At 62.7% G+C, this 25,950-nt stretch carries 23 protein-coding genes and 1 tRNA gene; 9 read left to right on the forward strand and 15 right to left on the reverse strand.

The window, feature by feature from the left end:
- Window positions 1–2 precede the first annotated feature (2 nt).
- From bla to mutL, 10 genes are all read right to left on the reverse strand, one after another.
- Window positions 3–824 (reverse strand): subclass B3 metallo-beta-lactamase, encoded by an 822-nt coding sequence (gene bla / locus C8J44_RS03865; protein ID WP_259466694.1) that lies wholly within the window; start codon window positions 822–824, stop codon window positions 3–5.
- Between the two features lie 294 nt (window positions 825–1,118).
- Window positions 1,119–1,589, reverse strand: a complete 471-nt coding sequence (locus C8J44_RS03870; protein ID WP_121903403.1) for an Hsp20 family protein — start codon at window positions 1,587–1,589, stop codon at window positions 1,119–1,121.
- A gap of 239 nt (window positions 1,590–1,828) precedes the next feature.
- Window positions 1,829–3,385, reverse strand: coding sequence for a glutamine-hydrolyzing GMP synthase (guaA, locus tag C8J44_RS03875; protein ID WP_056482672.1), 1,557 nt, complete (start codon window positions 3,383–3,385; stop codon window positions 1,829–1,831).
- 94 nt (window positions 3,386–3,479) lie between these two features.
- On the reverse strand, window positions 3,480–3,902 hold the full coding sequence (gene rplQ / locus C8J44_RS03880) for a 50S ribosomal protein L17 (protein ID WP_056047937.1): 423 nt from the start codon (window positions 3,900–3,902) through the stop codon (window positions 3,480–3,482).
- Window positions 3,903–4,154: 252 nt separating this feature from the next.
- Window positions 4,155–5,225 carry a DNA-directed RNA polymerase subunit alpha gene (locus C8J44_RS03885; protein WP_031395236.1) on the reverse strand — a complete coding sequence of 357 codons (1,071 nt, stop codon included), beginning with the start codon at window positions 5,223–5,225 and terminating at the stop codon, window positions 4,155–4,157.
- Window positions 5,226–5,322: 97 nt separating this feature from the next.
- Window positions 5,323–5,712: a 30S ribosomal protein S11 gene (gene rpsK / locus C8J44_RS03890; RefSeq protein WP_031395237.1), complete on the reverse strand. Its 390-nt coding sequence runs from the start codon at window positions 5,710–5,712 to the stop codon at window positions 5,323–5,325.
- Window positions 5,713–5,796: 84 nt separating this feature from the next.
- Window positions 5,797–6,165, reverse strand: a complete 369-nt coding sequence (gene rpsM / locus C8J44_RS03895) for a 30S ribosomal protein S13 (RefSeq protein ID WP_056015521.1) — start codon at window positions 6,163–6,165, stop codon at window positions 5,797–5,799.
- Window positions 6,166–6,318: 153 nt separating this feature from the next.
- Window positions 6,319–6,564, reverse strand: coding sequence for a hypothetical protein (locus C8J44_RS03900; RefSeq protein ID WP_121903404.1), 246 nt, complete (start codon window positions 6,562–6,564; stop codon window positions 6,319–6,321).
- Between the two features lie 309 nt (window positions 6,565–6,873).
- Entirely contained in the window at window positions 6,874–7,140 is a 267-nt protein-coding gene (locus tag C8J44_RS18105) for a DUF6966 domain-containing protein (RefSeq protein WP_147453116.1), read from the reverse strand.
- A gap of 44 nt (window positions 7,141–7,184) precedes the next feature.
- Entirely contained in the window at window positions 7,185–8,990 is a 1,806-nt protein-coding gene (gene mutL / locus C8J44_RS03905; RefSeq protein ID WP_121903405.1) for a DNA mismatch repair endonuclease MutL, read from the reverse strand.
- Between the two features lie 170 nt (window positions 8,991–9,160).
- On the opposite strand from mutL, the gene C8J44_RS03910 reads away from it, so the two are divergent.
- From C8J44_RS03910 to C8J44_RS03935, 6 genes are all read left to right on the forward strand, one after another.
- The gene (locus C8J44_RS03910) at window positions 9,161–10,204 is read left to right on the forward strand and encodes a rod shape-determining protein (protein WP_055878614.1); all 1,044 of its coding nucleotides are present in this window, start codon (window positions 9,161–9,163) and stop codon (window positions 10,202–10,204) included.
- 106 nt (window positions 10,205–10,310) lie between these two features.
- Window positions 10,311–11,183, forward strand: coding sequence for a rod shape-determining protein MreC (gene mreC, locus C8J44_RS03915; protein WP_121903406.1), 873 nt, complete (start codon window positions 10,311–10,313; stop codon window positions 11,181–11,183).
- Window positions 11,180–11,710 (forward strand): rod shape-determining protein MreD, encoded by a 531-nt coding sequence (mreD, locus tag C8J44_RS03920; protein ID WP_310886151.1) that lies wholly within the window; start codon window positions 11,180–11,182, stop codon window positions 11,708–11,710. The genes mreC and mreD overlap by 4 nt, the downstream gene beginning before the upstream one ends.
- A 23-nt stretch (window positions 11,711–11,733) precedes the next feature.
- Window positions 11,734–13,776 carry a penicillin-binding protein 2 gene (mrdA, locus tag C8J44_RS03925; RefSeq protein WP_121903831.1) on the forward strand — a complete coding sequence of 681 codons (2,043 nt, stop codon included), beginning with the start codon at window positions 11,734–11,736 and terminating at the stop codon, window positions 13,774–13,776.
- A 19-nt stretch (window positions 13,777–13,795) separates the two neighbouring features.
- Window positions 13,796–14,902, forward strand: coding sequence for a rod shape-determining protein RodA (gene rodA / locus C8J44_RS03930; RefSeq protein WP_093397059.1), 1,107 nt, complete (start codon window positions 13,796–13,798; stop codon window positions 14,900–14,902).
- 157 nt (window positions 14,903–15,059) lie between these two features.
- Window positions 15,060–15,135, forward strand: a tRNA-Lys gene (locus C8J44_RS03935).
- Window positions 15,136–15,726: 591 nt separating this feature from the next.
- Here C8J44_RS03935 and C8J44_RS03940 read toward each other — a convergent pair.
- Together C8J44_RS03940 and C8J44_RS18600 are read right to left on the reverse strand one after the other, a co-directional pair.
- Window positions 15,727–16,644: a DUF2971 domain-containing protein gene (locus tag C8J44_RS03940; RefSeq protein WP_147453117.1), complete on the reverse strand. Its 918-nt coding sequence runs from the start codon at window positions 16,642–16,644 to the stop codon at window positions 15,727–15,729.
- Between the two features lie 288 nt (window positions 16,645–16,932).
- Entirely contained in the window at window positions 16,933–17,145 is a 213-nt protein-coding gene (locus C8J44_RS18600; RefSeq protein ID WP_220683072.1) for a hypothetical protein, read from the reverse strand.
- Between the two features lie 1,320 nt (window positions 17,146–18,465).
- On the opposite strand from C8J44_RS18600, the gene C8J44_RS03950 reads away from it, so the two are divergent.
- On the forward strand, window positions 18,466–19,155 hold the full coding sequence (locus tag C8J44_RS03950) for an FkbM family methyltransferase (protein ID WP_183128690.1): 690 nt from the start codon (window positions 18,466–18,468) through the stop codon (window positions 19,153–19,155).
- A gap of 585 nt (window positions 19,156–19,740) precedes the next feature.
- Here C8J44_RS03950 and C8J44_RS18110 read toward each other — a convergent pair.
- Window positions 19,741–20,901 carry a M48 family metallopeptidase gene (locus C8J44_RS18110; RefSeq protein ID WP_220683073.1) on the reverse strand — a complete coding sequence of 387 codons (1,161 nt, stop codon included), beginning with the start codon at window positions 20,899–20,901 and terminating at the stop codon, window positions 19,741–19,743.
- A 253-nt stretch (window positions 20,902–21,154) separates the two neighbouring features.
- On the opposite strand from C8J44_RS18110, the gene C8J44_RS03955 reads away from it, so the two are divergent.
- A complete protein-coding gene (locus C8J44_RS03955; protein ID WP_121903409.1) occupies window positions 21,155–21,601 on the forward strand; it encodes an aldo/keto reductase in 447 nt (148 codons plus the stop codon).
- A 176-nt stretch (window positions 21,602–21,777) separates the two neighbouring features.
- Here the strand turns inward: C8J44_RS03955 and C8J44_RS03960 are convergent, their stop codons facing one another.
- Both C8J44_RS03960 and C8J44_RS03965 read right to left on the reverse strand, forming a co-directional pair.
- A complete protein-coding gene (locus tag C8J44_RS03960; protein WP_259466695.1) occupies window positions 21,778–23,379 on the reverse strand; it encodes a glycoside hydrolase family 43 protein in 1,602 nt (533 codons plus the stop codon).
- Complete coding sequence (locus C8J44_RS03965) at window positions 23,376–24,617, reverse strand: MFS transporter (RefSeq protein WP_121903411.1); 1,242 nt, start codon at window positions 24,615–24,617, stop codon at window positions 23,376–23,378. Before C8J44_RS03965 ends, C8J44_RS03960 begins: the two co-directional genes overlap by 4 nt.
- Before the next feature lie 278 nt (window positions 24,618–24,895).
- Between C8J44_RS03965 and C8J44_RS03970 the strand changes: the two genes are divergently transcribed.
- Window positions 24,896–25,945, forward strand: a complete 1,050-nt coding sequence (locus tag C8J44_RS03970; RefSeq protein WP_121903412.1) for a LacI family DNA-binding transcriptional regulator — start codon at window positions 24,896–24,898, stop codon at window positions 25,943–25,945.
- The last annotated feature ends 5 nt before the right edge of the window (window positions 25,946–25,950 follow it).

A 25,950-nucleotide genomic window follows, 5' to 3' on the forward strand; every position in this document is an offset into this window, starting at 1 on the left:
GCTCAGCGTGCCTGCTTGGCGAGGTCGGCGTCGAACGCCGTCCGCGCCTTCGCGACGATCTTCGGCAGCAAGGTCGGATCGACGAACGCGGCCGCATCGCCCGCTTTACGGCGCTTGCCGCGCGCGATCACGTCGGCGAGTTCGGGATGCGACGGCAGGACGATATCGGCGTGCAACGTGCCGAGCATCGCGATGCTGCGGCGGTAATCCCCGACGATGCCGGGATAGGCGCGGTTGCCGATCAGGCGGTTGCCCGCAACGCTGACGCTGCACGGGAACACGACGTCGAGCGCGCGCGGCGTGGCGCGGATCCGCATCGTCCAGGTCGTGCACCCGGGCGTGTGCCCCGGCGTCGCGCGTGCCGTGAGCGTTACGTTGCCGAGCGTGACCGTGTCGCCGTCACGCACGCCGCGATCGACGTGCACCTTTGGAAAGCGAATGACCCCGTAAGTGGTCTCGCCCGGTGGGATGCCGGTTTCGAGCGCGCGGACATCCCGAGCGCCGGCGACCACGCGAGCACCGGTCGCACGCTTGAGCGCGGCCACGCCGGCGGCGTGATCGAAATGCGCATGGGTAACCAGGATCAACTTCACATCGCGGAGCCGGACGTCGGTCGCAACGATGTTGCGCGCAATCATGCCAGCGTTCTCGGCGAGCGTGCCGTCGATCAGGATCGCACCCGCATTCGTCTTGATCAAATAGGCGGCGATCCCTTCGCTGCCGACGTAAGTGATCGGCCCGGCGATCGGGAACGGCGCCTGGGGTCGCGTCCAGGCCGGGGGATCCGCCGCGCCGAGCAGCAGCGGCGCACCGACGACAGCCATCAGCACTCCCGTCAGTGATCGGAGCCGGTCGAATTTCATTCAGACCCGCCCGACGTGCAACGCAGCATAGTCGGATATCCGCTCGCGATGCCAGTATCACGCCAATGCGATATCGAAAAACGGCGGCACCTTCGCATCTTTCGTCCGTACCCAATCTGTCTATCGCCGAGCTGGATAGAGCGGATACGCGCGGTTGGCCATCGCAACCGGCACAGGAAGGTGGCGACGAACCTATTGCCGGTACTTAGAAAGGCATTGCCGACCCGGCGACGCGGGCCGGCAATGCTTAAGCAATTACGCCGCTTCGAGCGTCTTCTCCGGCTGCGCTTCGACCTGCTCGGCAGATAGCACCGCATCGATCTCGATCCGGCGCGGCTTCATCGCCTCGGGCACCACGCGCTGGAGATCGAGGCTGAGCAGCCCGTCCTGGAACCGGGCAGTTCCGACCTCGATGAAGTCGGCGAGCTGGAACCGCCGCTCGAACGACCGTGCGGCGATGCCCCGATGCAGATACTGCGCCCCGTCCTTCTCGTCGGCCTTGCGACCGGTGACGACGAGCTGGTTCTGCTGCGCGACGATCTCGATCTCGTCGGGACGGAACCCGGCGACCGCGAGCGTGATCCGGTACCGGTCCTCGCCGTCGCGGATGATGTCGAAGGGCGGATACCCTTCATCCTCGCGAAGCCCGGTTTCGAGCAGGTTGAACAACCGATCGAAGCCGACGGTCGAACGCCGATAGGGTGCAAAGTCAAACGTGTTTCTCATTTCCAAATCCTCCTGATGAAGCAATTTGGGCATGAGAAGCGTCGGAGGAGAGCCGACGCCCTCAATGTCCCGCCGGACCCGTTCGGCGCCCGGCAGCGGCAAAATATTTCGTACGAAATCGCGTTTCAAGAGGTTCGAGAACCAAAAAAACGCGATCTATCTCGGTTCAGAAGAAAGGGGGCGCTGATCATCAGGACACACGACTGGGCGTACACCCCATCATAGGTCCGCGGCGCCCCTCATTCCCACTCGATCGTGCCAGGGGGCTTCGACGTGTAGTCGTACGTCACCCGGTTGATGCCCTTGACCTCGTTGATGATCCGGGTCGCGACGCGGGGCAGGAAGTCGCCGGGGAACTGGAACGCCTGCGCGGTCATGCCGTCGGTCGAGGTGACCGCGCGCAACGCCAGCACGTTGTCGTAGGTGCGGCCGTCGCCCATCACGCCGACGCTGCGGACCGGCAGCAGAACCGCGAAAGCCTGCCAGATCGTGTCGTAGAGCCCCGCCGCGCGGATCTCCTCGAGATAGATCGCGTCGGCCTTGCGCAGGATGTCGCAGCGTTCCTTGGTGACCTCGCCGGGGATGCGGATCGCGAGGCCGGGTCCGGGGAACGGGTGGCGGCCAACGAAGATCTCGGGGAGGCCAAGCTCGCGCCCGAGCACGCGGACTTCGTCCTTGAACAGCTCGCGCAACGGCTCGACGAGCTTCATGTTCATCCGCTCGGGCAGGCCGCCGACATTGTGGTGGCTCTTGATCGTCACCGACGGACCGCCGGTGAAGCTGACGCTCTCGATCACGTCCGGGTACAGCGTGCCCTGTGCGAGGAACTCCGCGCCGCCGAGCTTCTTCGCCTCGGTGTCGAACACGTCGATGAAGGTCTTGCCGATGAACTTGCGCTTCAGCTCGGGGTCGGTGATCCCGGCGAGGCCGCTGAGGAACAGCTCCTCGACGTTCACGTGGATCAGCGGGATGTTGTAAGCGCCGCGGAACAGGCTGACGACCTGCTCGCTCTCGCCCGCGCGCATCAGGCCGTGGTCGACATAGACGCAGGTGAGCTGCTCGCCGATCGCCTCGTGGATCAACACCGCTGCGACCGCCGAGTCGACGCCGCCCGACAGGCCGCATATGACGCGGCCCTTGCCGACCTGTGCGCGGATCTCGGCGATCTTGGTCTCGCGGAACTCGGCCATCGTCCAGTCGCCGCTGAGTCCGCAGACGTGGCGCGCGAAGTTGGCGATCAGCTTGCCGCCATCCGGGGTGTGGACGACCTCGGGATGGAACTGCACGCCGTAGAAGCGCCGCGCCTCGTCGGCGACGATCGCATAGGGCGCGCCGGTCGAGGTGGCGACGGGGGTGAAGCCGGGCGGGATCGCGTCGACTTTGTCGCCGTGGCTCATCCAGACCTGATGGCGCTCGCCTTCCGCCCAGAGGCCGTCGAACAGCGCGCAGTTGGACTTGACCTCGATGAAGGCGCTGCCGAACTCGCCGCCATCGCCCGAGACGATCACGTTGCCGCCGAGCTGCGCGGACATGACCTGCTGGCCGTAGCAGATGCCGAGGATCGGAATGCCGGCCTCGAAGAAGCGCTGCGGCACACGCGGGGAGTTCTCGGTGGTGACCGAGGCGGGGCCGCCCGAGAGGATGATGCCCTTGGGCTGCATCCGGTCGAACGCGGCCTCGGCGGACTGGAAGGGGGCGATCTCGCTATAGACGCCAGCCTCGCGCACGCGGCGGGCGATCAGCTGGGTTACCTGGCTGCCGAAATCGACGATGAGAATGCTGTCTGGGTGCTCCATGTCGGGCGCATAGCCGGATGGAGGGCGTAACGAAAGAGGCCGCGCCTCCCGGATGGGAAACGCGGCCTGCAATTCTACTAACGAGAGGCGGGGATTATGCCGCTTCGTTGTAATCCTCGTCCGACATCACCGGACCCGAATCCTGGCCCTTCGCCGAGACGTCGCGGTCGACGAACTCGATGACGGCCATCGGCGAGGCATCCGACATGCGGATACCGGCCTTGATGACGCGGGTGTAGCCGCCGTTGCGATCCGCATAACGGGTCGCGAGCGTGTCGAACAACTTGATCAGCTGCGCATCGTCGAGCAGCTTGCCGTGCGCGAGACGACGGTTGGACAGGCCACCCTTCTTCGCGAGCGTGATCAGCTTCTCGACGTAGGGACGCAGTTCCTTCGCCTTGGCGACGGTGGTAGTGATCTGCTCGTGCTTGATGAGCGCGGCGCTCATGTTGCGGAACAGAGCAAGACGGTGGGCCGAGGTCCGCTGAAGCTTACGGCCGCCTACGCGATGGCGCATGTTTAATACCTTTTCGTTCGTTCAGGGGCCGTATGAGGTACCCGGGAGCTGGTCGCCGTTGAGGCCGCGACCGATCGCCTTTCGTTCAAAGGTTAGGATAAGGTCACGCCTAGGACGCTTCCTCGGCCCTTCCCCTCGTCTCCAGCCGGGTGGCGACTCGGCGAAGCCGTGTCGTCGAACGGGTCGGCCAAAACCGACCCGCCGGCCGGGTTGTTTCGTCTCCGAGGCAAGCTTGCTTGCCTCGGTGCGAAATCAACCCATAATCTCCTGCTCGAGCTTCTTGGCCATCTCTTCGATGTTCTCAGGTGGCCAGCCGGGGATTTCCATACCCAGGCGAAGACCCATCGACGACAGCACTTCCTTGATTTCGTTCAAGGACTTGCGGCCGAAGTTAGGCGTACGCAGCATCTCGGCTTCGGTCTTGCCGACCAGATCGCCGATGTAGATGATGTTGTCGTTCTTGAGGCAGTTCGCCGAACGCACCGACAGTTCCAACTCGTCGACCTTCTTGAGAAGGTAACGGTTGATCTGCTGCGTGTCGCCTGCTGGCTCCGCACCACCGGCAGCGGGTGCTGCCTGGCCGATCGGGGCCGACGAACGCGTCACCGACGAATCATCGAAGTGGACGAACAGCGCGAGCTGGTCCTGGAGGATGCGACCGGCATAGCCGACTGCGTCTTCCGGGGTGATCGTGCCGTCGGTTTCGATCGTCAGCGTCAGCTTGTCGTAATCCAGGTCCTGACCGACGCGGGTCGGGTCGACCTTGTACGAAACCTGACGTACCGGCGAGTACAGCGCATCGACCGGGATCAGACCGATCGGCGCATCGGCCGGGCGGTTTGCGGTCGCGGGCACGTAACCCTTACCGATGTCGGCGGTCAGCTCCATGTTGAGCGTCGCACCCTCATCGAGGTGGCAGATCACGAGATCCTTGTTCATGATCTCGATGTCGCCCGAGACGGCGATGTCGCCGGCCTTGACTTCACCCGGACCCGTTGCCGAGAGCTGGAGGCGCTTCGGCCCCTCGCCCTGCATGCGGATCGCGATCTGCTTCACGTTGAGGACGATGTCGGTCACGTCCTCGCGGACGCCGGCCAGAGACGAGAACTCATGCAGCACGTTCTCGATCTTGATCGAGGTAACGGCCGCGCCCTGCAGCGACGAGAGCAACACGCGACGCAGCGCGTTGCCGAGCGTCAGGCCGAAGCCACGCTCGAGCGGCTCGGCGATGAAGGTCGCCTTGCGCTTGGTGTCGCCACCGGCCTTTTTCTCCAGGCCGCTGGGCTTCTTGAGTTCCTGCCAGTTCTTTGCGTTGACAGACACATGCTTCCCCTAATTTGGGGGCCGACGAACGGGTGTGTCCGCCGACCAATAAAATACACCCGTGCGGCGCGATCAACCGCGCACGGGAGGCGGAGAATCAGACGCGACGACGCTTCGAAGGGCGCACGCCGTTGTGCGGGATCGAGGTCACGTCGCGGATCGACGTGATCTGGAAACCGACTGCCTGAAGCGCGCGCAGTGCCGATTCGCGACCCGAGCCAGGACCCTTGACCTCGACTTCGATCGTGCGGACGCCGTGCTCGGCGGCCTTCTTGCCGGCGTCTTCCGCTGCGACCTGGGCCGCGTACGGAGTCGACTTGCGCGAGCCCTTGAAGCCCATTGCGCCGGCCGACGACCACGAGATCGCGTTGCCCTGAGCATCGGTGATCGTGATCATGGTGTTGTTGAAGCTGGCATTCACGTGAGCGACGCCAGAGGTGATGTTCTTGCGCTCGCGCCGCTTAATGCGCTGAGGTTCGCGTGCCATGGTGTATTTCCTGACCTGTATCTGCGTGACGCCGGGCGGCCCGTTGGGACCAGCGCCGGCGGAGTAATCCATTGAAAAAGTGGATTACTTCTTCTTGCCGGCGATCGGCTTGGCCTTGCCCTTGCGGGTGCGCGCATTGGTGTGCGTGCGCTGGCCGCGGACCGGGAGGCCCTTGCGATGACGCAGGCCGCGATAGCAGGCGAGATCCATCAGGCGCTTAATGTTCATCGAGGTCTGGCGGCGCAGATCGCCCTCGACGGTGTGATCGGCGTCGATCGTCTCGCGGATGTGCAGGACTTCCTGGTCGGTCAGGTCCTGGACGCGGGCGGTATCGGCGATGCCGAGCTTCGCGACGATTTCCTTGGCCTTGGTCGAACCGATGCCGTGAATATAGGTCAGCGCGATCACCACGCGCTTGTTGGTCGGGATATTAACACCCGCGATACGTGCCATGAACTTGGTTCTCCTGCTCCACGGGCTTCGGCATGGCTGCACAAAGCCCATCTCTTAGCGATGATCCGAACGCACGATAGCGACGAACGCAAACAAGCGCCGCCGGAACCGTCGTGTCGGGGAGAGTTCGAATAGGCGCGCGCTAACGCAGTGTCAAGCGACCGGTTCCGCGGGCGAGGGCACGGCTCGGCGCATCGCTAGCCAGCGGCGGAACGAGACGACCGTCCAGATGATCTCGACTACGCCGAACGGCCACGCGCCCTGGAGGAACCCGTAGATCGAGCCGAGCACGCACCCGAAGGCGAAGCCGAGCGTCCACCAGTGCGAGCCGGCTTCCTTGGCGTAACATAGCAGGGTGAAGGATACCGCGGCTAGGCCGAATAGGGAGAGGGAGTCCATTTGCGGCCTTCTGCCCGGGATGGCGAGCAAAGGCTATGTTTGGTCGGTTACGCCCGTCACCCCGGACTTGTTCCGGGGTCCACCGTGCCGCGAACTCCACGCCCCGAGTTCGCGGAACGGTGGATGCCGGAACAAGCCCGGCATGACGGAGGAGACGGCCCACTACCACGAAGCCAATGTGCAAGATGGAAGGAGGATGACGCGCCCTCCCCACGCGTCATCCCGGACTTGATCCGGGATCCAGAGCCATGAGCGGGGCCGCACTAAACTCTGGATTCTGACTTTTGTCAGGATGACAGAATTGAGCGGTCATTCGCCGTTCGCGCCCGCTTTGCTCCGCGCCAGTACGTGTGCCCGTTCCCAAGCGTCGGTGCGAAGCGCGTCGAACTGTTCGTTGTCTTCCGCTGGCGCGACGCCACCGGATTGCAGGATCACGTCGTTCAGCGATCCCATTCCGGCGTAGAGACGCAAAAGCCGGTCGACGCCATGATAGTCGGACCGTGCGATACTCGATCTGCACCGCTCGATCTGCTCGGCCCATCCGCCGTCACCGTGCAGCCTTAGCAATCTCGTCATTGCTTCGAGCGTTCCAACGAGCTGATCAACATCAGAGTGCAGTGTCATTTTCGCCCGAACAGCTTCTCGATGTCACCGTGGGCGAGTTTTACCCAGGTCGGGCGCCCGTGGTTGCATTGGCCGGAATGGGGGGTGACTTCCATTTCGCGGAGGAGCGCGTTCATCTCGGGGACCGACAGGATGCGGCCGGCGCGGACGGAGCCGTGGCAGGCCATCGTGCCGGCTACCGCGTCCAGGCGCTCCTTTAGGGACAGGGCTTCGTCGAAGGCGGCGAGTTCGTCGGCGAGGTCGGTGACGAGGCCTTTGGGATCACTCTGGCCTAGCAGCGCGGGGGTGGCGCGGACCAGCATGGCGTGGGGGCCGAAGCGTTCGAGGTCTAGGCCGAATTCGGAGAGTTCTTCGGCGCGGGATTCGAGGCGGTCGCAGGCGGACTCGTCGAGCTCTACGACTTCGGGAATCAGGAGGGCCTGGGACGCGATGGTACCGCCGATCAGGGCTGCGCGCATGCGTTCGAGGACGAGGCGTTCGTGGGCGGCGTGCTGGTCGACTAGGACGAGGCCGTCTTCGGCTTCGGCGACTATGTAGGTTTTTGCCACTTGGCCGCGGGCTACGCCCATGGGGAAGGCTATGGTTTGGGGTGGGGGTGCCCAGGCGGGTTCTGCGCGCGCCTGTGGGGGTGACGCTAAGAAGGTCGGGCGGGAATCGTTGACTGCGCCGTAGCTTCGGTTTTCCAGCGGCAGCCTTTGGGGCGTGCCCTCACCTTCCCATCCGCTTTGCGGACGGGCCCCTTCCTCTCCCCCGGGGGAAGAGGAGATGTTTTCTGGTTGCCACATTGAAAGGGCGGACTCGCTGGCGCGTTGGCTTCTGTGGCCGGCGGCGTCGAGGGCTCGGCGCAAGCCCGAGACTATGAGGCCTCTGACCATCGCGGGGTCGCGGAAGCGGACTTCGGTCTTGGCGGGGTGGACGTTGACGTCGACCTGGTCGGTGGGGATGTCGAGGAACAGCGCCACCACCGCGTGGCGGTCGCGCGGGAGCATCTCGGCATAGGCGCCGCGGATCGCGCCCATCAGCAGGCGGTCCTTTACCGGGCGGCCGTTGACGAAGAGATACTGGTGGTCGGCGATACCGCGATTGTAGGTCGGCAGGCTTGCTACGCCGCCGAGGACCAGACCTTCGCGCTCCAGATCGATCGCGACGGAATTGTCGGCGAGCGCGCGGTCGGTGAGCGTCGCCACCCTGCCCGGCCGATCCTCGACCTGCATTGCCGACAGCGCGCGGCGGCCGTCATGCTCGAGCGTGAAGCCGATGTCGGGTCGCGCCATTGCGAGCCGACGGACGACGTCGAGGCAGGCGGCGTATTCGGCGCGCGGGGAGCGGAGGAACTTGCGGCGCGCGGGGACCCGCGCGAACAGGTCCTCGACCACCACGCGCGTGCCGGGCGGAAGCGCGGCCGGGCCTTCGCGCTCGACGCGGCCGTTGTCGACGGTCCGCGCCCAGCCTTCGGCGCCGCGGATGCGACTTTCGATCGTCAGCCTCGCGACGCTCGCGATCGAGGGCAGCGCCTCGCCGCGAAAACCGAGCGTCACGACCGATTCGATATACTCGTCGGGCAGCTTCGAGGTGGCGTGGCGTTCGAGCGCCAAGGCCATGTCCGCGGGGGTCATCCCGCAGCCGTCGTCGGCGACTTCGATCCGCGACGTGCCACCTTCCACAAGGAGAATCGCGATGCGCCCTGCCCCTGCGTCGATGGCGTTTTCGACTAACTCCTTCAACGCGCTGGCGGGTCTTTCCACCACTTCACCGGCGGCGATGCGATTGACCAGATGCTCGGGGAGACGCCGTATTGACATGGGTTTGCGTCTAGACCAAGCGACGGCATCCCGCGACCCGCAAACGCCACTTAAATAGTATAGGCACCCGGTGCTCGAAACCACCGGCGGGCTCCGCGAGATGATGTGTGTGCGCATGTTTTTGCTGGCGGTTCGCCCGTCCGGCGGACTGGATACGGGACCCTGATTGAATGGCCTTCTACTCGCGTTTCTTCAAGTTCATGTCGCACGACATGGCGATCGACCTCGGCACCGCGAACACCGTCGTCTACGTCCGTGGCCGCGGCATCGTTTTGAACGAGCCGTCGGTGGTCGCGGTCGAGACGATCAACGGGATCAAGCGCGTCAAGGCAGTCGGCGACGACGCCAAGATGATGATGGGCAAGACGCCGGGCAACATCGAGGCGATCCGTCCTTTGCGTGACGGCGTGATCGCGGACATCGACGTCGCCGAGCAGATGATCAAGTATTTCATCCAGAAGGTCCACGGGCCGCGCAAGTTCGCACGCTGGCCCGAAATCGTGATCTGCGTGCCGTCGGGTTCCACCAAGGTCGAACGCCGCGCGATCCGCGATGCCGCGTCGAACGCGGGCGCCTCGCAGGTCTGGCTGATCGAGGAGCCGATGGCGGCGGCGATCGGCGCGGACATGCCGGTGACCGAGCCGATCGGTTCGATGGTGGTCGACATCGGCGGCGGCACGACCGAAGTCGCGGTGCTGTCGCTCCGTGGTCTCGCCTACACCACCTCGGTGCGCGTCGGCGGCGACAAGATGGACGAGGCGATCGTCAGCTATGTGCGCCGCAACCATAACCTGCTGATCGGCGAAGCGACCGCGGAGCGGATCAAGAAGGAGGTCGGCATCGCCAAGCCGCCGGTCGACGGCATCGGCATGATCATCCAGATCAAGGGCCGCGATCTCGTCAACGGCGTGCCCAAGGAGATCCAGATCAACCAGGGCCAGATCGCCGAAGCGCTGAGCGAGCCGGTCGCGACGATCGTCGAGGGCGTCCGCGTCGCGCTCGAGAACACCGCGCCGGAGCTGGCCGCGGATATCGTCGACCAGGGCATCGTTCTGACCGGCGGCGGCGCGTTGCTGCAAGGTCTGGACGAGGTGTTGCGCGACGAGACCGGGCTGCCGGTGACGGTCGCCGAGGACCCGCTGACCTGCGTCGCGCTCGGCACCGGCCGCGCGCTCGAGGATCCGTTGTTCCGCGGCGTGCTGATGAGCGGTTAACGGTCTGTTTTTGCTTTAAGACACGCGGACACGAAATCGCGTCGTCCGAGTCGCAGGGGTAGGTCCCCCGGCACATCGGCGGCGCCCGAGACAGGGGGACAGGCGCATGGCGCCAGCCCGCGACCGGCGCACGGGGTTTTCCCGGCGTCGGCAATATGGTGTGTTCATGGGCTATGTGCTCGCCGTCGCCGGTGCGGTGGTGGGCCTGGTGCTGCTCGTCGCGTCGACGTTCAATCCGCCCGCGTTTTCCGCGCTGCGGATGGGCGTCGCGGGGGTGACGACGCCGGTTTCGACGGGGCTCGCGACGGTCGGCTCGTCGGTTTCGGGCATCCCCGATGCGGTCGCCAACTACTTCTTCGTGAAGCAGGAGAACGTCGCACTCCGCGCCGATCGCGAGCGGACGCGGGCGCTGCTGATGCGCGCGCGGACGATCGCGTATGACAATCGCCGGTTGCGCTCGTTGCTGGCGATCCGCGATCGTTCGCCCGATCCCGTCGTAACCGCACGGCTGGTGAGTTCGAGCGCATCGAGCGGACGTCGCTTTGCCCTGCTCAACGCCGGCCGCTGGAACGGCGTGCTGCCCGGCATGCCGGTGCGCGGCCCCGACGGCCTGATCGGGCGCGTCGTCGAGACCGGCCCCAACGCGGCGCGCATCCTGTTGCTCAGCGACGGCGACAGCATCGTGCCGGTCCGCCGCACGCGCGACGGGATGCCCGCGATCGCGGCGGGGCGCGGCGACGGGATGATCGACATCCGCTCGGTCAACGCGACCAACGTACGGTTCAACGCTGGCGACCTGTTCGTGACGACCGGCACCGGCGGCATCTATGCGCCCGGCGTGCCGGTCGCGCGGGTGATGAAGGCGGGGTCGGATTCGGTGATGGCGCGGACGTTCGCCGATCCCGACGCGCTCGACTTCGCGCTGGTCGAGCGGATGTTCATGCCGGTGCCGCCACCCCGTCCGGTAGCACCGCAATGATGCCGCCGCGCGTCGTCGACAGCGTCGACTACAAGCCGTTCGCAACCAAGCTCCCGGCGGGCCGCGCGCGCGCGATTCCTTGGGCGACCGTCATGGCCGGGTCGCTGATCACGATCATCCCGGTGGTCGCGACGATCCCGCTGTTGCCGCCATTCGGCTTCGTCATGCTCCTCGCCTGGCGCCTGCTCGCACGGTTCGCGTTCCGGCCCTGGGCCGCCGCCCCGCTCGGCTTCTTCGACGACCTCGTCAGCGGGCAGCCGCTCGGCAGCGCGGTGCTGATGTGGTCGCTCGCGTTCGTCGCGATCGACATGATCGAGCAGCGCCTCGCCTTCCGCGACCATTGGCAGGACTGGCTGATCGCGGGTGGGCTGATCGCGGCGTGCATCCTCGTCGGCCGCTTCATCGCGGTGCCGGTCGGTGCGCATGTCGACACGATCCTGATCGCGCAGATCGCGGTCACGATCCTCATGTTTCCGCTGGCCGCGCGGATCGTCGCGACGATCCAGAACAAGCGCGGTGCCGAGTGAGGACTACGCGGATCGTCACCGAGATGTCGCAGGCGTACAGCTTCTCGCGCCGCGCGTGGATGCTGGGCGCGGCGCAAGGCGGCGTCGGGCTGTTGCTCGCCGGGCGGATGGCGTGGCTGTCGATCGCGCAGAACGAACGCTACACGATGTTGTCGGAAAGCAACCGCGTCAACATGACGCTGCTGCCGCCGCGCCGCGGCTGGATCGTCGATCGCCACGGCGTGCCTATCGCGAACAACCGCACCGATTTCCGCGTCGACATCATCCCCGATCGCCTCCGCGACAAGGAGCGCGTGCTGCCGCTGCTCGGCCGCATCCTCCAGTTGCCGCCCGAGGAAGTCGAGCGGATCGCGATCGACCTCGAACATGCCGCCGGGTTCCAGCCGGTCCAGGTCGCGGAGAATCTCGACTGGGAGCGGTTCGCGGCGGTCAGCGTACGCCTGCCCGAACTGCCCGGCGTCGCGCCGACGCGCGGGTTCGCGCGGAGTTATCCGGCGGGCGCCGCGGTCGCGCACCTGACCGGCTATGTCGGGGTGCCCAACGCCGAGCAGTACAAGAAGACGCACGATCCGCTGCTCGTCACGCCCGGGTTCAAGCTCGGCAAGGACGGGCTCGAGAAGATGCTCGAGGCCGAGCTCCGCGGCGTCGCCGGCGCCAAGCGCGTGGAAGTCACCGCGCGCGGCAAGCTGGTCGCCGAGCTCGCCACCAAGCCCGACGTGCCTGGCAAGACCGCCCGGCTGACGATCGACGCGGGGCTTCAGGAATATGCCGCGCGCCGCCTCGGCACCAATTCCGGATCGGTCGTCGTGCTCGACACCCGCACCGGCGAGATGCTCGCGATGGTGTCGATGCCGGCCTATGATCCGAACAGCTTTTCGGACGGGATCAGCCATCTCGAATGGCAGATGCTGAGCGACGACGATCACGTGCCGCTGATGAACAAGGTCACGCAGGGGCTGTATCCGCCGGGCTCGACCGTGAAGCCGATGAACGGCCTTGCACTGATGAATGCGGGCGTCGATCCATCGACGCGCGTGAACTGTTCGGGGGCGATGCGGCTGGGGACCAGCGTGTTCCACTGTCACAAGAAAAGCGGCCACGGTCCGCTCGATCTCAAGAACGCGATCATGCAGAGCTGCGACATCTATTTCTACGAGATGGCGCGGCGGGTCGGCTACAACGCGATCGCGCCGATCGCGCGCACGCTCGGGCTCGGCCAGAAGTTCGACCTGCCCTTCTCGACGCAGCGCTACGGCACGGTCCCCGATCCGGCGTGGAAGCTGAAGAAGTACAAGCATGACTGGACCGTCGCTGATTCGCTGAATGCGTCGATCGGCCAGGGCTATGTGCTGGCCAACCCGTTGCAGCTCGCGGTTATGGCCGCGCGGCTGGCGTCGGGCCGTGCGTTGCAGCCGAGCATCCTCGCCAGCCACGTCCACCGCGACTCCCCTGCCCTCGCGATCGATTCCGAGCATCTCGCGCGCGTCCGCGATGCGATGTTCGGCGTGATCAACCAGGGCGGCACCGGCGGTGCGGCGAAACTGCTGATCCCCGGCGTCGCGATCGCGGGTAAGACCGGCACCGCGCAGGTCCGCCGCATCACCATGGCGGAGCGGCGCTCGGGCGTGCTCAAGAACGGGCAGCTGCCGTTCAAGATGCGCGACCACGCGCTCTTCATCGGTTTCGCGCCCGCCGATAACCCGCGCTACGCGCTAGCGGTAGTGCTCGAGCATAACGGTCACACCGTGCGCAATCTCGACACGCCGATGATCGGCCGCGACATCATGACCTACATGCTCGACCGCGAGCGTGCGCTGAAGTCGCTCGCCGAGGTCGAACCGACCTGGGGCGGCGACATCCGCACGCGCATGGCAGCGACCGCGGAGACCTACCGCAAGGCGCAGTCCGCGCCGCCAGCGGCGATCGCGACCAAGACCGACGCGATCGTCCCCAGCGACGCCCCCGCGGTCGAGAATGCGACCGACATGGCCAACGCGACGCAGGAAGCGCTGACGGCGCCGGGCGCGACCGTGGCAGAGGACGATTTGCGGGACCGCCAGCAATGATCACATCCACGCCATGCCCATGAACCGTATCGTCCCCGAGCCGCTCGCCAAGCTGCCGTGGCGCGTTCTCCTGCTGGTGGTCGCGATCGGCTGTTTCGGCCAGGTCGTGCTGTATTCCGCGGCGGGCGGCTCGCTCAAGCCCTGGGCGCTGTCGCAGGGCATCCGCTTCTTCGTCCTGCTCGGCGGTGCGATCGCCCTCTCCTATGTCCCCGAGCGGACGTGGAAGGCGGGCTCGCTACCGGCCTATGCGCTGATCGTCGTGTCGCTGGTCGCGGTCGAGATCCTCGGCAAGGTGTCCGGCGGGTCGCAGCGCTGGCTCGACCTCGGCTTCATCCGCCTCCAGCCCTCCGAGTTCATGAAGCCGGCGATCGTGCTCGCCTGCGCCAAATTCTACGACATGCTCCCGCCCGGCGAGACGCGACGGTTCAGCGCGGTCTGGCCCGCCGCGTTGCTGATCGGCGTCCCCGCCGCGATCGTCATGAAGCAGCCCGATCTCGGCACCGCGCTGATGATCTGCGCGGGCGGCGCGACGGTGATGTTTCTCGCCGGCATCCCGCTGCGGCTGTTCGCAGGCGGAGCGATCACCGCTGCGGTGGCGATCCCGCTCGCGATCAACTTCGCGCTGCACGACTATCAGCGCAACCGCATCCTGATCTTCCTCGATCCCGAAAGCGACCCGCTCGGCACCGGCTATCACATCAGCCAGTCGAAGATCGCGATCGGCTCGGGCGGTATCTGGGGCAAGGGCTTCCTCCAAGGCACGCAGAGCCATCTCGACTATCTTCCCGAGGGCCATACCGACTTCGTCTTCGCGACGATGGCGGAGGAATGGGGCCTGGTCGGCGGTTGCCTGCTGATCCTCGCCTTCCTGCTGGTGATCCGCTGGGGGATCGAGGTCGGCCAGCGCGCGCAGACCCGCTTCGGCCGGCTGACCGCGGCGGGGCTGTCGACGACGATCTTCTTCTACGTCGCGATCAACCTGATGATGGTGATGGGCCTCGCCCCCGTCGTCGGCATCCCGTTGCCGCTGGTGAGCTTCGGCAGCTCGGCGCAGATGACCGTGTTGCTGTGCCTCGGCATCCTGATGTCGATCGACCGCCAGAACCGCAAGACGGTCGGCTGGTAGGGCGAAAAACCGACTTATTTCGCGAAAAAGCGGGTTGATCGACCAAAACGGACTCGGATCGACGAAAAGGGGGTTGCGGGTCCCGATGAGTCTGCTAACAGCGCGCCTCCAGCAGCGGGGCGCCACACCAGGGCGCCACTCAAAACCGCACCGGAATGGACGCATAGCTCAGTTGGTAGAGCAGCTGACTCTTAATCAGCGGGTCCTTGGTTCGAGCCCAAGTGCGTCCACCATAGTTTCCAACGGCTTCGCAGCGATGCGGGGCCGTTTTGCTTTGGGATTCTCCTGAGTTTCCCCTTTTTGTGCGCTTCGGCGCTGAAGGCAATGCCGCCCACAGACAGTAGCCGCTGTGTGGTCTGGCCCGCCCCGCCGTCTCTGCTCCAAGCCCAGACCGAAGCAGCGCTTTTGGTGGGAAGCAGCCCGGCTGCTTTTGGTAGAAATTGAGGGAAAGCAGCCATTGGTTGCCAACCCCCTATCACTTACGGTCAGGCGATGACGCTCTACCGCAAAGCATGGCTGTTCACGGGGTGGACGATGCTCGTGTTCGTTACTTCGCCGCTTTGGCTGTTTTGGCCGTTCATGACCTTGGGTCTCATTGGAGCCCTGCCGGGAATGGCGTTGTGGCTAGCGCACAGCGCAGCGTTCCTGTGGCTTTTCCGGTGTCCCGAGTGCGGCACATCTCCGTTCACAACGCGGCTTGGCTCCGTCGGAATCAGCCATCCATGGCCTCGTCGTTGCTGCTCGAAATGCGGCAAAAACCTTACGACGAATTAGGTCTGCTTTGGAGAGGAAACCGGCATGTCCGGTTTGGAGCGCGCTGCGGGCTAGGCGCGATAGCTTGAGGCTGACCAAAATAAATTGACGCCGCGATGCCCGTAGCGGGTCAAGGGATAGAGCGCGTTTCCCGGGCCGTTGTCATTGCTTGGGCCGAACCAAAGCTCGCTGATCGCCACTCCTGCAACGCGCTGCAACGGAAGATCAATGTAAGCAACAACAGCCGATCCGGCGGCGCGGAAGCCTACTGCTTCGCCCGCAACCTCTTCGCCATTCGCCGTGCCACTCTCGTCAATTAATTCCCAGCCGTCCTCTGAGATGTCGACGCGCAATTCATGGAGCGCGCGTACTTCTTGCTCTTCCTCAAACGATGGATGTTTGTAGCCATGGATGAGGCTGGCAAGCAACGCGGCGTCTTGCCCCACGGCGTCTTTGAAGTCGCCGCCCTTTTCCCGCCAAGTCAGGTACATAGCAGCTAGGAAATTACTAACCTCTGTGACTTGTTGCTCGGGATCGTAAACGACCTCGAGCAGCGTGACCGGCATGGCATCGAGTGCTAGCCCACTAAATCCGATCGACCATCCTTTGGCATCATCGGCATAGCCGCGCCACTGACTGAGCACATCTGGTCGCTTCGAAAAGCACGCGATCACCGGGTGACTTTTAAGCTGCTTGGGCGACAGATAGTCATCGATACGATCGAAAAATCTTGTATCAAGTCCGTCAAGCGCCGGGCGATCTGGGACCATTTCGAGCACTGCATTGGCTGCCCGCTCAAACAGCTCGTAGCAATATCTCCATTCGCGCGGATCGTTCATCATGTTGATATCGCTGAACCGCAGCTTTCCGTGCTCCAAGATCGAGAGCAGCGTCGGGGTACTGCAATAGTGATATAGGATGGTTTCCGGTGCCGGCCTCAAAACACGATCGTACGTGAAAGCAAATTTGGGATCTGAATTGTCCGTCAATGTCGTTTCCCGTCGTGGCGCTTTCGCCAACCAACATTGGTTCAACGTTAAATGCAAGCGTTGGACAAACTGGTATCGGCGTCTCGGCGGATATCGCTCAAAAACCTGTCAGTCTGCTCCCGGCCGATTTTCGATCGTCAGCGAGCATCTGAACAAATGACCGGTTCTGGTAGGTGCCCGAGCCGTGTCGAATGTCGTCTTCTGGGCGTTAGCGGAATAGCCGAGATGGGAGAAAAGCGGACGTTCGACAGCGCTTCGGTCGAGGTGGCAGCTTGACCAATATTTTGGTCAGCAGGATGCCGAAACGGGCAAGCGTCGCCGAAGCCAGTCAGCAATTTGTAGTGCTTCAGGTGCGTCGACATGGGGAGCCAGATGGATCGTCTCGGCACCGTAGTCGAAACGAACGGTACCCCATTGTTGCTTCGTGAAAGGCACATACTCGGCTCCGTCATTGTCCTCTCCGGCCCATTGAGACATGTCTATGCGCAGATTGTCGATCATGTGGGCGCTATACCGCCACGTGCGTGCAAACGGGCCAGCACGCCTTGTGATCGTCAACTCGCCTTGATGTACCCGAATGATGTCGACGCCGACGATTTGACCTATAAGTAAAACCGTTGTTCCGGCCAACACTAGCACCAATACGACAATCCAAACTGGCGTCATCGCATCCTGATAGTGGCTGATTACCGCCTTGCTGCCACCCCAGGCCCAAAGGAGCAGCCAGATACTCAGGAATGCCGATCCAACCCACGCCTTCCGTGCGGGGAGCCGAAGATGCTCAACGCCTTCCTTCCACTCGACACGGAATTTGAGTCGACCTGCTTCCACAACACTCGCATCCGGCCTGTTCGACATGAGTCTCGCCATGAGTGCTAGCTGTTAATACCGAGCGAGCGAGATACCGGCTATGTAGTCATTTGGGCGTAGGCGACGTACTGCCATATGGTTCAATTCTGATTTAGTTGACCAGATCTCTCAGTCTGCCTGGGGTGTCACGGGGGTACATCGCGACATAGGACGTCGAGAAGCCTCGCGTTTCCGCGCGGCAGAGGCGGCTCTGGCGGAGGGGTTATACGCCGCGGCCGGGATCGCCAATCTCCGGGACCGAAGGAACGCGCACCTTCCGCTGTTGAGAAGGCAGATGGCGTTAGCGTACTTCGCTCCACGCTCGGACCTTTCCCGAAAAGGATCGGGAAATGGGAATGAAAATCGTGTTGTATCGGGCAGGTGAAGCTGCTGGACTGCCGTCTGAGCGCAGGGGTAGACCGATACGATAGTGTTTTCGCGATTTGAACTTGTCAGGGCCGACCCGCCAACCCTCTGTAGCCCAGAGACCGCCAGAACCTCTCCGCCGTGTCGTTTGCTTTAAGGATAGGGAGACTTGACTCCTGCGCTTGCGATCCGCGGCTCAATGCTTGATCGGGTCAGGATTAGATCAGCCGATGCCCGCCCGGACAGTCCACCGAATGTGAAGCCCTGTTCGGCAGCCAGCAATTGGCGCCTCTCGCGCTATAGGCGGGTGTGCGGCGTCGATAGGCTTCATACCGTGATCGCCCGGTTGTTGCTCGGAAATTCAAAACCTTTAATTCGCGCCATAAAATTATTGGCATGGCTTGAATGTCAGAGCCGGTCATCTGATAAGCCGGTATGCCAAGACCAATCAGCCCGACCATTTTCGGACGAAAAGTTTCGTATTTGAGACATTTTCCTCAGATGCAGCGAGCTTTGCGGAGAAGATACCTTCATAATCGTGCTTTTGCACAATCTCTCGGCAACGAGATGGTACTTTGCCGGATGCTTGGGCAGTATAAGATATTTGTGGATCCGAACGATTGGAGTGTATCACCGCATATTATCGCGGATGGTATTTGGGAGCCTCGCGTCACCGAAATTGTTATAGACACTTTGAAAAAAGGTATGACCGCGATAGATGTAGGCGCAAATCTTGGCTATTTCTCGATGATCATGGCTGATAGATGCGGTGCTACCGGAAGAGTTGTTGCAATTGAACCTAACCCGGCAATGGCCCAGCGCATTGAGGCCACATGCATTTTAAACGGCGTTACGGATAGAGTAACGGTGCACACTTTCCCTGTCGCAGAGCGCGACGGTCGGGATGTTACGCTAATGATCCCATTAAACCATCCGGGAGGAGCCCAACTTACCGGCGCAATCGTCGCGAATTCGATGCGCATCGAATGCAGCACACGTCGATTGGACGGCATTCCTGGTGCTCTGGAAGCAAATTTTGTCAAAATCGACGCGGAAGGTTTTGAGGAGGCAATTTGGCAAGGCATGCGCCGGATGGTTGACGGCCAACATCTTCGTACCATGGTTGTCGAGTTTTCTCCTTCTGTGTACGCCGACGCCGGGCAATTTATCGATGAGATTACCAAAGCCGGCTTTGCAATTCATGACATCGAACACGGAATCGGCCGCCAGCCCATTGGGCGAGACGCTCTTATGAACGGTGAAGAACCCTTACGAATGCTCCTGCTTCGACGTTAGATTTGGCAACGTCGGCTGTGTTCGCTCTAGTGCGCGAAAGAAATAGCTGCCAACGACGTAATCTATGTGATAGCGGAATGGCCGAGTTGGGAAAGAAAGCGGACGGGCAGCTGGCGGGACAATGCGCTGGTAAGCGGGCGCCGTGGCTTACCGACTTGTGAGCAGCCGTTTCTTAAACAACGCGTCCGGAGCCTTGGCCGCTTCGACCCTGATACGACGATTTAACACCCTACCCTCAACGGACCACCTAATAGAAGCAGCCCGACCAGCACTTCTAAGAAATCCGGCAACTAGCCAGCCAGAAGTGCTGCTGCATAGATCAGCGCAAATAACGCGAACCATGTGAATGCTGTGGCACCAACGAGGAGTAGCGGTGTTCTGCCTTGATAGTGTTGGTGTGCAAAGCGCCAAAACGCCGCCTTAATACTGCACCCATCTCTATTTCCGGCTAACCGTAACGTCGAATTTGCCAAAGCGCCACCTGCGCTGCGATCATCAACAATTGGGCGATATCGGAATGGCCGAGATGGGAAGCAGGATGGCGATTTAAAATTTTTCGCAAAAAGAGAGGCCGCATTAGCTGATTCATTGATTATTGCGCCACTCTTTGACGGCAGATGAAAGCGAGCCTCCAAGGAAGCGCACATGACCGCTCGCCGCTTTCAAGAAAAGCGGATCTTTTACAGCCATTCGCAATACAGCCCTCTCAGGCAAGAAAGCGCGATTATCTGGCTGTAGTAATTGGAACAGGCCCGAAGCCGGAGGCTCGGTAAGAATCATAGTTGCAAAATCGATACCTAGTTGCTTAGTATCCTTCATGCACAGCAACGCATTTAATCTTGCCTGTCGAATTTGCGCGGCATTCTCCGCCGAGAATAGAGCCGGATTTAATGAGTCCACGATAGCTTTAGCTTCTTTTTCTCTGCCCACTCCATGCAAGGCGCAGGCTTGAATCCAAGAAAATTGGGCTTCGCTACCGGGCAATTTGATACTTATGATATCTTGAGGATTGATTTTTAAAAAATCATCTAGAGACTTTGTTATGGTTTCCAAAGCCAGATTATAATTTCCGCTTCTTGCCAGATATTGCGATAGCGTCACTTGGTAATTTATGCGTGCATCTGGGGGAGTTTTGTCATCTTTAATATGTTGATGGAGTATATTGAGAACTTCGGCAAAATCACCATCCTCGAACAATATGCTTACCAGTCTTATATTTAGCACCATTCGATCATATTGACCATCTAACGTCGTCGGCGTCGATTGAATCTGCTGAGTCAGCATAGTTACGGCGTCTTTTCGGCGGCCGGACTGGTTAAGCACACGTGCATATTGAAGCTTAGCGGCTTGCAGCGCGCCCGAGTTTTCTTCCGTTTGACCCCTTAGGTCAGCATTTGGCAATCCGATGTCTGCCGCCGCTTTTGCGCGCAGTAGGACCTTGTCGCGAAGCACTACAAGATCTGACCCGGCCCATGTGAGCAAAGCAGGCCAACTAAAACTCAATCGTTCATCCGCGAGCACCGCAAGAGCGTCGCTGGGATTTTCAATGCGACGAACGAGTAAGACTTCGTCAGCCGAAACGCGGAGCGTTATAAGCGCCGAATCTCCAACAATGTGAAACTCGGCCTCACCAGCCTTATCGCCCCACTTAACAGGGGTATGCACAAACGGTTCTGAAGGTACTACTTGCTGAGCCGACGCATTCGTGAGGGGAATCAGGTTGAGAGCCAACATGAACCCAATCATTCGGAACCTCATAGACGATCGATAACCGCTTCCCATCTAATTAACCCTATTGTTATTTGCGAATCCAAATCTACTTAGTTAGATGGTATCCGCAGGTCGTTCGGTTTGCTATGGTCGCCTCGAGCATCATAATTTTCGCTGACAGCAAAATATTAATGTGAAACAGCTCGGACGCCCGATCGGTTTGTCATGTTACCACGCTGAACGAACGGCTGATCCTAGGCAAGGGTCACATCGCTGTGAAAGGCAGCAAATGGCAAAACTGCCTGACGGCATGGGTCTTCAAAGACCCACTATCGGCCATCCAACGTACCCCGCCCGTCTCCCAACATCGGCGGCGCGGCCCGCCAACGACAAGCGGCTCGATGGCGACAATCCGTTCGGCGACACGCTGTTCACCGAGCGCAACTGGCAGATCCTCGACGAACTGAAGCGCGTCGCAGCGGAGATTAACGAGACGCCGGCGCGCGTCGCGCTGTCCTGGGTGGTCGGGCAGCCCGGCGTCGCATCGACGCTGATGGGCGTGAGCCGGACGGAGCAGGTAACCGACAATGTCGCCGCACTCGGCCTCACGCTGCCACCCGAGCACCGTGCTGCGCTCGATGCGGTGAGCGGTGGCAACCTGCCGTTTCTCGACGGCCTGTTCGCCCCTGCCGTGCGCAACCGGGTCGTCTTCGGCGGCGGCGATGTCCGAAGCTGAAACGTCATCCTGGAGCCGGCAGTCCGAGACGAGATCTGCGCCCGGTCGGCTCCAATCAGCAACCGCGTCCTCTGGCGCGTTACTTCAAGGTGCTACGATGGCACTACGGTAAGGGTTTCGCGGAGCGGGACAGGCCCAGAATATCGCAAGACGAGCTTGAACACGGCCGATCCCCGTCAGGCCGCCCCGTCCTCGACATACTGGAAAAACCGGAAATCGGCGGGGCGTGCGGTCCCGGCGAGATCCTGGCAGGCCATGCCGACAAAAGTTCCGGTGAAGTTCGGCAGACCGGGCAGCGTCGCCTCGTCCGACAGGAGGCTGGCATCGAATGTCTCCGGCAGCCACCGCCAATCGGCGGCGCCCATTGCCCGAAAGCCGAAGTTCAGCCGTTCTCGATCGACGCTCGCACGGAGTTCGATCGGTCCGGGCGGAAGCGCCACGGGCGACGTCAACGTACTTTGTCCCTCGCCGATCGGCAGGACGGACAGGATCTGAAGCTGACGCTCGCCCGCATCGCCCGCGGTGACATGCAGAAAGAGGTATTTGCTGCTGTTGTAATAGCAGATCAGCCCCGCCGCCTGCTGGAAATGCTCCGGATCGAAGTCCATCAGCGTGCGGACGTCGTAACGGAACGCCTGCGGTCGGCGCGCGACCAATGCCTGATGGAAGTGACTGCCGATCGTCTCGCGACCGAACAGGCGCAGATGGCCGGGTCGCTCGGTCAGGCTGAAGAGATAGTCGGGGTACGGCGTGCGAAGCCATTGAAACGACTGCGGCAGCACCGGCAAATCGAAAACGTCCAGTGCGCGAACGGGAGTTTCGACGACCGTATCGGCGAGCGGCTCGGCACTGCGCAGCCAGCCATCGTCGTCCCAGCGCATCGGCCGGATCGCAGTCTCGCGCCCCAGCACGCACCGGTCGCTGTCGGGCAGCGGCCGGCCGCAAAGATACGCCATCCACGTCTGTCCATCGGCGGTTTCGACGAGATCACCGTGGCCAAGCCGTTGCAGCGGCGCGTCCGGGCTGTCGCGGGCGGTCAGGACGGGGCCATCGGGATGTACCGCATAAGGCCCGAAAAGATTACGCGAGCGCGCCATCACGACGGCGTGTCCGCGCCCCGTGCCGCCTTCTGCGACCAGTAGGTGATACCAGCCGTCGCTCTTGTAGAGATGTGGGCCTTCGGTAAAACCGAGCGCGGTCCCTTCGAAGATCATGCGGCGATCGCCGATCAGGCGGCCCGCTGCGAGATCCATCTCCTGCGCGACGATACCCGCGAACCGCTGGCGATCGGGGCGGTGATCCCACAGCATGTTGAGCAACCAGCTACGGCCGTCGTCGTCATGAAACAGCGCGGGATCGAATCCGCTGCTGTTCAAATGCACGGGATCGGACCAGTCGCCGTCGATCCGATCACTCCAGACCCAGTAATTATGAAAATCACGGAGCGAGGCGCCCTTCGCTCCGTCGACGGTAGTGCGGCCGTAGCGCTTCACATCGGTGTAGATCAGATGGAAGCGGCCATCCTTGTAGCTGATGTCGGGCGCCCAGACGCCGCAGGAATCGGGATCGCCGCGCATGTCGAGTTGCGCCGGCCGCGACAGTGGCCGACCGCTTAACTGCCAGTCCGTCAGGTTGCGGCTGTGATGGATCTGTACGCCCGGAAACCATTCGAACGTGGACGTGGCGATATAATAATCGTCGCCGACGCGCACGATCGAGGGATCGGGGTTGAACCCGCGCAGGATGGGGTTGGCCGGTGTCATACGATGTGAAGTCATGCGGTCTTTCGCACCATGGTCCAGAGCAGCGCTGCGCCGACGATATCGAGCAGGCCCAGCAATATGAAGAAAGGCTGATACCCGACCTGGTCAACGAGCGCGCCCAGCGTCAGCGTGAAGATCAGAACACCAAGATTGGCCGCGGTTCCCGATATACCGGTCGCCGTCGCCACCTGATCCTGTGGGAACAGGTCGGAACACAAGGTGATGACGGTGACCGACAGCGTCTGATGCGCAAACCCGCCCAAACACAACAGCGCGATCGCGGCGATCGGGCTCGTGACGCTGCCGACGAACATCATGCCGGTCATCATCACCGCGCCGAGCGTGAAGGCGCTGCGCCGCGCATCGATCAACTGGACGCCGCGGCGTTGCAGGAAGGCGACCACGGCCGGGCCGAACAGGCATCCCAGGTCCGCTGCGAGGAAAGGCAGCCAGGCGAACAGCGCGATCTGCCCGAGATCGAAATGGCGCGCCTGCACCAGGTATAGCGGCATCCACAGCGACAGCATGCCCCAGACCGGATCCGCCAGGAACCGCGCAGCGGCGATCGCCCACAGGTTGCGGCGGCGGAGCAATTCACCAAGCGGCGGTCGACGCCGACGCTTCACCAGTTCGGCTTCCTGTCCCTCGACGATCAGCGTGCGTTCGCCATCCGACAGCGCGCGGTGCCGCCCGGGTGGCGCATACCAGAAGAGCCAGAGGACGACCCATGCCAGCCCCAGTCCGCCAGCGACGAAGAACGCCGCCCGCCAGCTGTGATTGAACACCGCCCAAGCCACCAGAGGTGGCGCGAAGACCGCACCGAACGAGGCGCCGATCTGATAAAGGCCGCCGGCGATCCCCCGTTCGCGCGCCGGAAACCATTCCGCCACGAGCTTCATGCCGGCTGGCTGCGCGGATCCCTCGACCAACCCCAACGCACCGCGAAGGCCGGCGAACCCCATCCACCCGGTCGCGAAGCCATGTCCCAGCGTGATGAGCGACCAGATCGAGACGAACAGCATGAAGCCAATCTTCAGCCCGATCAGATCGAGCAGATAGCCTGCCACCGGCTGAAACATGATGCCGAACTGGAATGCGCCGGTGATCCAGGAATATTGCTCGGATGAGATGTGCTGCTCGGTCATGATCGCCGGCGCTGCCACACCCAGGATGCTGCGGGTCAGATAGTTGATGACCATCGCGCCGACGAACACCGCGATGATCGTCCAGCGGATATAAGGAAATCGCTTCATTTGCCTGCCCTTACTGGTAACGCTAACATCATACGATCGAGCCTTGCTATGAGTGTCGGCAACCCGTCGCAACGATAAAGTTCGTGGCGGTCCGATGCACTGCCGTGCGTCGCCCGCATGGCGATTCGGACGACAATCCGGCGGGTGGCGCGGATATCCATTGACCCCCAAGCTGACGACGATGCACGTCGGGGCATGACGCCGATTTTCGAAGCCGAAACCCCGCACACTGCCAAGACGATTGGCACCACTAAGTCGGCGGCTGGGTAGAGATACGCATGCAGCGCTCTCCCTCTCGGCCTCGCGGGGCGACCGTCATCGATGTCGCCAAACGGGCCAATGTATCGCCGATGACGGTGTCGCGGGTCATCAACGGCGACGCAGGCGTGCGTGCCGAGACCCGCGCGCTGGTCACCGATGCGATCGCCGAACTCAACTACACGCCCAATTTGACGGCGCGCAATCTGGTCACTTCGCGCGAGGTCCGGATCGGCGTGATCTATTCCAACCCTAGCGCCGCGTTCATGAGCGACCTGCTCGCCGGCGTGTTCGAGGAGGCCTCGATCCACGCCGCGCAGTTGATCCTGTTGAAGGGCGAGAACGGCAAGCCACCGACCCGTGCCGCGGTCGAGGGGCTCATCGCATCGCGGATCGGTGGCATGATCCTGGCGCCGCCGCTCGGTGAATCCGAGATCATTCGCGCGATCGTCGCGGACGCGAACCTGCCGCTCGCGATCGTCGGCGGCGTTGCACACGGCGCGATCTGCGTCGGCATTGACAACCACCGGGCGGCCTACGACATGACCCGCCATCTGATCGGGCTCGGGCATCGCCATCTGGGCTTCGTGCTGGGCAATCTCGACCAGTCCGCCGCGACCGAACGTCTGGCCGGATTCCAGGCTGCGATACAGGAGGACGGCGCACTCGAAACGCAGATCGTCCAAGGCGATTTCAGCTACGCCTCCGGTCTGATCGCCGGCGAGACATTGCTGGCCGGGTCGCGACCGCCCACGGCCGTATTCGCGAGCAACGACGACATGGCCGCGGCGGTAGTCTCCGTCGCGCACCGCCGCCACCTCGATGTGCCGAGCGACCTGACCGTCGTCGGGTTCGACGACAGCACGGCCGCGATCACGCTCTGGCCGCCGCTGACGACGATACGCCAACCGGTCCGCGCGCTGGCCGCGGAGGCGCTGCAACGGCTCATCCAGGCGATGCGCCAGGGCGGGGGCACCGGGAAGGCTACGGCCAAGTCTCACATCCTCGACCACGTGCTCGTCGAACGAGAATCGACCGCTCCTCCACGCGCGATCACCCAGACGATTTGAGCGTC

Origin of the sequence: Sphingomonas sp. PP-CE-3A-406 (assembly GCF_003688625.1) — a bacterium.
Lineage (GTDB): Bacteria > Pseudomonadota > Alphaproteobacteria > Sphingomonadales > Sphingomonadaceae > Sphingomonas.